Below are 5,611 nucleotides of genomic sequence, written 5' to 3'. Positions count from 1 at the left end.
TTATTGACTTGATAGAGGTACAGGGGTAACAGATAAGGGAAACCCTTAACGGAACGACACGCAACCCCTATGAGTTATACCCTTGGAGAAGCTGCAAAAGCAGCAGGAAAGAGCAAAACAACTATCAAGCGGGCGCTTGATAAGGGCCGTATTTCAGGAAAAAAGAATGAAATAGGAGAATGGGAAATCGAGCCTGTAGAACTGCACCGGGTTTATCCCAAAATAGAACCCGGTACAGTGACGGCAGGCATACCAGAAAGTACACCCGGTAACGGGGCATTACAGGCGCGGCTTGACGCGGCAGAGCGGGAAGCGGCCTTGCTGCGGGAACAACATGACCGGGAGCGGCGGCAACTGGAAAGCACTATTGAGGATTTACGAGCTGACCGGGACCAGTGGCGGCAGCAAGCCACGGCGTTACTGCCCGATCAGCGGGAAAAGGAAGCCCGCCAGCAGCCGACAGGGGGCCGAATCGCCCGTGCATGGGCAGCATTGACAGGCAAGGCATAAATGGCCCTACTGAAATCAGCAGAAAGGATAAGCCCATGGACACATACGATCCCGCCTTGCAGCGCCGCCTTGAATCTTTGGAAGAAGCGGCCAAGGCCCGCCAGTGGAAACAGACAGCAGAGCAGCCCAAAAGCGCCGACATTATCCAGCTTCCCCTGTGGCCAGAACCGGCGCGAGGTGTGCCCAATTCCACCTTGCGGGGCGCGTTGTTCGCGGCCATTCAGGGCAAGAATCGGCAAGCGCTTAAACGTGCAGTGCTATCGGCTCAAAACGGTATCGAGATTCGCTTTACAGGCTGGCAACTGGATCAATCGGATTTGGATGTGTGGGAGCAAGTATTGCACTTGGCGCGGCAGCACCCGCTTGGAACGCGCTGCGATTTTACGGCTCATGCTTTTTTGAAATCTCTTGGACGTAGTGCCGGGAAGCCCATGCATGAGTGGCTAAAGGATGTTTTTGCGCGATTGGCAGGAGCCGTCGTTGAAATTACACATAACAGAAAAACCTACTTTGGTCCTTTGATTGAAGGGGGCGTAAGAGATGAGGCTAGCGGACTCTATACCCTGAAATTGAATCCTGAATTAGTCAAATTATATGGCGCAGGGATGTGGACAGCGATTGATTGGAAGGAACGCCAGAAGTTACGCCGTAAACCTTTGGCGCTATGGTTGCATGGTTTTTACGCCAGTCATGCCGAATCGTATCCGATGAAACTGGAAACTTTACGCCTGCTGAGTGGCAGCCGGACAAGGGATTTATGGAAGTTCAAGCAAAACTTGGTCAAAGCTTTTCAGGAGCTCAAAGCCGTGGGCGTGATTCGTAATTTTGAAATCAGAGACGGGCTTGTCTATGTGGTGAACGTGCCAAGCGCCAGCCAGCAAAAGCATTTGCGCAAGCCTAAACCCCGTAAAAAATAACGCACGGTGTTAGAGGTAGGTAGGCACGTAGTTCGAGGTAGGCAGGCACGTAGTTCGAGGTAGGTAGGCACGTAGTTCGAGGTAGGTAGGCACGTAGTTCGAGGTAGGCAGGCACGTAGTTCGAGGTAGGCAGGTCCAAAAAAAACCGCCCATTATCCATTTATTTTCAATCGCTTACGCGATTTTTGTTTTTTCACTAATCTTTTCTTAATCTATATTTAATCCGCGCGGGCGAGTCAGGCTGTGGATAACTTTGCAATTTGGGGCTTCGTCCTTCGCGCCTGTCGGCGCTGCGCGCTGACGCTTGCAAAAGGCCCTCGCTCACGCTCGGAATTGTTCCCTTTTGACCGGGGGCGTTGCCCCCCTTGCCCGCTAGCGCGGTCAATTCCCCCCTCCTCGCCGGAAGGCAGGGGTTCAGGCGAAAAGCCCTGAACCCCTGATGACAGGCTATTTTTTAGCAGGCCGTCCAAGGGCCGCTTTGCTTGGCGGTGCCAAAAACAGCGGTTTCCGCTAACGCGGACCCTCCGCGATTTTTCGCCCGCCACCCTTGACGGGGGAAAGATAGAGCTGGCCGATAGCCTAAAAAAGGCTTGGCAGGGAAAGCGTGGGGAGAGAGTAGTGCCTTTGAATATCCCTCAGAGCGCACAGGGAGCTTGTAGAGACGTTTTAAGGGGCTAGGCGCTACAAGGGTAGCGGTCATCATCCAATAACAGCCCTACGGGGCGAATATGGCCTTTTGAGGACCCTTCCAGACACAAGGGAAAGGGGTTTTTCTTGCTTGTCGGGTTTTTCATCCCTTTGCCCGGCCTTGCTCCAGAAAGGGAGGTGAGCAAGCGCCGGGCTTAGGTGGTGTTATCACCGTGGGCGGTCATGGGCTCCTCAGTCTGTACCGCATTGCTGACCTTATCCGGTTATCACTGTGGCATCAATACCTGCCGGGGGTGCGGGGGCGGCGAGCGCCCCGCAAAACGCCACTTGTCCGCGTCAGCGGACGCCATTACAACCGTTTTTGTTTGACAAGCGGCTATTGACGCTTTACAGATAGGGTATGATAGAAAACTTCAAGGACCGAAGGTTAAAACGCCTTTACGAACGGGCAGACCGCAGCAAGATACAGGCTGATTTGGTCGATAAGGTGGAACGTATTTTAGCGCGGCTGGAGCAAGCGCTTGTCATTGAGGATATGGATTTGCCCGGTTATCGTTTGCATAGCCTTAAAGGGGATTTAAAAGGTTTTTGGAGTGTCAGCATTTCAGGGAATTGGCGCGTAATTTTTCGTTTTGAAAACGGCAAAGCCCGTGATGTTGAAATGATTGATTACCACTAGCTTGAAAGGAAATAGCTATGTCTATGAAAAACCCACCCCATCCCGGCCATTGTGTGAAGCTGGATTGTCTGGACCCGCTTGGCCTTTCCGTGACGGAAGGGGCTAAAGTGCTTGGCGTGACCCGGCAGGCGCTCAGCAATGTGATTAACGGTAAGGCGGGGATTTCCGCTGAAATGGCTATTCGGCTTTCCCAAGCGTTTGGCGGTACGCCGGATGTTTGGCTGAGAATGCAAACGGCTTACGCACTGGCGCAGGCCAAGCAGAAAAATATTCAGGTGGAGCGGTTTGAACATGCCTAGAAAAGGGAAAAATATGAAGCCCACCGGAAAGGTTTCGATTGCGTGATAAACGACAATACGAAAACCTGTTTGAAGTTGCCGGAAAATAATGGCGCGAGCTTATGACAAAAGGCGGCGCGGTACTTCAAAATGGAAGTAAAAAACGTCGCCGAAGGCGGCAAATTTACTTGCTGAAAAATGCGAATAGCTGGCGGGAAAATGACTGAACGTGCCTGAATATTTTGATTAGATGAGGGGCGCTCGAGCGGAGGGTATGCCCCCGCCATAGGCCAGGAGTTTCATATCTGAAAAGCTGTAGGCGATCACCCAGGCGAAACACTGCGCGAAGTCAAAGCGGCGGCTTTCTTGAGCGATTTTCTCGGCATGATCGGCATACCATTCTTCGCTAAAGATATTGTAATGCAGCAACCCGTCGAGCTGGCGCCATGTAAGATGGAAACAGTTTACGGTTCGCCGCCTGCCTTCCGGCAACTGCACGGTGCGGGTTTCTCGCGTCAGAAAGTTTTCAATTTCCTTGTCGGTCCAAAAAGTTTTCATCCTTTCAGATTACGGGCAAATAAAACTTTGCCGCAAGAAAAAAATATCGGTGTTTTTGGATGGAAAATATCCTGTAGAGTAAAAAATTATACGTGTGTGTAATATAGGGCATTTAATCTTCCAATTTCTCTCCTTTCATCGTCTGTCATATTGTTAGCTATTTGCTTATTGACCAAGGGAAGGCTTGGTAAAAATTTATGCAATTCATCTGTTTTATATTGTTTTTTTAGTCTTCCTAATAATTGCGGATCAAGCTTCCTTATGTCCGCTAGGCTCATATAGTCACGGTCCAGCTTTGGATTATATGCTTTGAGCCATTCGCCCCAGTTCTGGCGCAGACATTTTTCTGAATCCGTGCTTCCCGTCTCCTGTTTGAACTCGGGGTAGAGTTTTATCCCCAGCTTGCGCATTTCTTTTAGATTGGTCGGCAGAGGATGCGCTGGTTGTTGTTTGGCGTTTACCGCGAATGTCTGTACAAGTTGAAGAAGTTCTTCACGGCGGTCTTCGGGAGTTGCTTCGACGGCCTGCCAGAATTTCTGCTTTAATTTAGTAGGGTCTTTCAATCCATCCTCTTGGGTTGCGGGTTATTTCAGTGTTTCCCATAAAGAATCGGTTTACCCCTTGTCAATATTTTTTGGCTATCCCGCGCACGGAAATTGCCCCTGTGTTTGGAGGTGAGGTATTGGGCTTGCGTCTTGGAAAGGGCGAGGGCTACACTCGGCCCCGATTCACTTAAAAATAACGGCGGCCCGAAAACGAACCGTGGAGCCGGGGGTTTAAATTCCATTAAGGGCATTTACATGTTGCCAGCAACATGGTGCGATTGCCGCCCCTTCGGGGACGACAATAAGGCGGCGCAGCCGCCGGGAACCTTCCCCCCTGAAAGGACCCCCCTTTGGGTTCGCGGCGGGCCGCGAATAGAGTTAAAGGCTGGTGGCGATTTATCATTTTAAAATCGGGATATTGGCCGGAGCGCCGGGCGCAGCGCCACGGCGGCGGCAGCCTACCGGGCCGGGCTTGAGATTACGGACACGCGCACCGGGGAAACCCACGACTACCGGAACCGCCACGGCGTTTTAGACCATGCGATTTTGACCCCGGCCCGCGCCCCGGACTGGGCCAAAGAGTCCGCCCGTTTATGGAACGCCGCCGAGCAGGCCGAGAATCGCAAAGACAGCCGCGTGGCCCGTGAAAATATCGTGGCCCTGCCCCATGAACTGACCCTTGAACAAAACCGAAGCTTGCTCCATCGCTTTGTTGAGGAAAACTATATCCGGCGGGGCATGGCGGCGCAGGTGGATATTCACGGCGCGGATGAAAAAGGCGATAGCCGCAACATTCACGCCCATATTTTGCTCACCACAAGGCCCCTGACCCGGAACGGCTTCAAGGCCCAGAAGCCCCAGAGCTGGAACGATAAAGCCACCTTGGCTCAATGGCGCGAGAACTGGGCGCAGTGCGTCAACCAAGCATTAGAACGCCATGGGTTCAAAGACCGGATTGACTCCCGGACCTTGCAGGCGCAGGGGATTTTCCGGGAAGCCACCCGGCACCTTGGCCCGGCGGTCACGGCCATGGAACGGCGGGGCCAGTCCACCCGCGCCGGCGATCACAACCGGGCGGTAGAGCGCGGTAATCGGGCGCTGTCGTGGCTGGAACAGCAACGCGCCACCGTGGAAGAAGCCCTTGCCGCTGAACAGACCCGGCAACGGGCAGACCCGTCTCGGCTTAAGGTGGCGGAGTTTCGGGAAAACATGGCCGCGCAGCGCAGGCCGACACTACCGCAACCCCCACCAACCCCGGCGCGGCAGGCCGGACCCGCTTTTAACTGGGAAGCGCCGCCACAGGGACCGCCGGAGAGTCCGGCGCAGGAGCAAGCGCAGGCCGAAAGACGGGCGGCACTGGTGGAGGAGTTCCGGCAGGCTCAAGAAAAGGCGCGGAAACAAGCACGGGAATGGGGCCGGGATGATGGCCCGGAGCTGGAGCGGTAGCGCGGTCCATGGCGGTGCAATGGAGCTTTT

7 protein-coding genes are annotated in these 5,611 nt (G+C 53.7%); 5 read left to right on the top strand and 2 right to left on the bottom strand.

From position 1 onward, the window contains the following. Positions 1–69: 69 nt before the first annotated feature. The 4 genes from NWAT_RS15520 to NWAT_RS15500 all read left to right on the top strand — a co-directional run bounded on the left by NWAT_RS15520 (position 70) and on the right by NWAT_RS15500 (position 3,053). Positions 70–510, top strand: a complete 441-nt coding sequence (locus NWAT_RS15520) for a MerR family transcriptional regulator (protein WP_013221954.1) — start codon at positions 70–72, stop codon at positions 508–510. Between the two features lie 35 nt (positions 511–545). Next, positions 546–1,427 (top strand): plasmid replication initiator TrfA, encoded by an 882-nt coding sequence (gene trfA, locus NWAT_RS15515; protein ID WP_013221953.1) that lies wholly within the window; start codon positions 546–548, stop codon positions 1,425–1,427. 1,048 nt (positions 1,428–2,475) lie between these two features. Next, complete coding sequence (locus NWAT_RS15505) at positions 2,476–2,754, top strand: type II toxin-antitoxin system RelE/ParE family toxin (protein ID WP_013221952.1); 279 nt, start codon at positions 2,476–2,478, stop codon at positions 2,752–2,754. 17 nt (positions 2,755–2,771) lie between these two features. Next, the gene (locus NWAT_RS15500) at positions 2,772–3,053 is read left to right on the top strand and encodes a HigA family addiction module antitoxin (RefSeq protein ID WP_013221951.1); all 282 of its coding nucleotides are present in this window, start codon (positions 2,772–2,774) and stop codon (positions 3,051–3,053) included. 225 nt (positions 3,054–3,278) lie between these two features. Here NWAT_RS15500 and NWAT_RS15495 read toward each other — a convergent pair whose 3' ends face one another. Both NWAT_RS15495 and NWAT_RS15490 read right to left on the bottom strand, forming a co-directional pair. Further along, the gene (locus NWAT_RS15495; RefSeq protein WP_013221950.1) at positions 3,279–3,590 is read right to left on the bottom strand and encodes a hypothetical protein; all 312 of its coding nucleotides are present in this window, start codon (positions 3,588–3,590) and stop codon (positions 3,279–3,281) included. A gap of 86 nt (positions 3,591–3,676) precedes the next feature. Continuing rightward, on the bottom strand, positions 3,677–4,153 hold the full coding sequence (locus NWAT_RS15490) for a hypothetical protein (protein WP_013221949.1): 477 nt from the start codon (positions 4,151–4,153) through the stop codon (positions 3,677–3,679). Positions 4,154–4,552: 399 nt separating this feature from the next. On the opposite strand from NWAT_RS15490, the gene mobQ reads away from it, so the two are divergent. Further along, positions 4,553–5,581: a MobQ family relaxase gene (gene mobQ, locus NWAT_RS15485; RefSeq protein ID WP_083781481.1), complete on the top strand. Its 1,029-nt coding sequence runs from the start codon at positions 4,553–4,555 to the stop codon at positions 5,579–5,581. Positions 5,582–5,611: the final 30 nt, after the last annotated feature.

Source organism: Nitrosococcus watsonii C-113, assembly GCF_000143085.1.
GTDB lineage: Bacteria > Pseudomonadota > Gammaproteobacteria > Nitrosococcales > Nitrosococcaceae > Nitrosococcus > Nitrosococcus watsonii.
The sequence above is the reverse complement of the archived record's forward strand: the minus strand, read 5'-3'. Positions and strand labels throughout refer to the sequence as shown.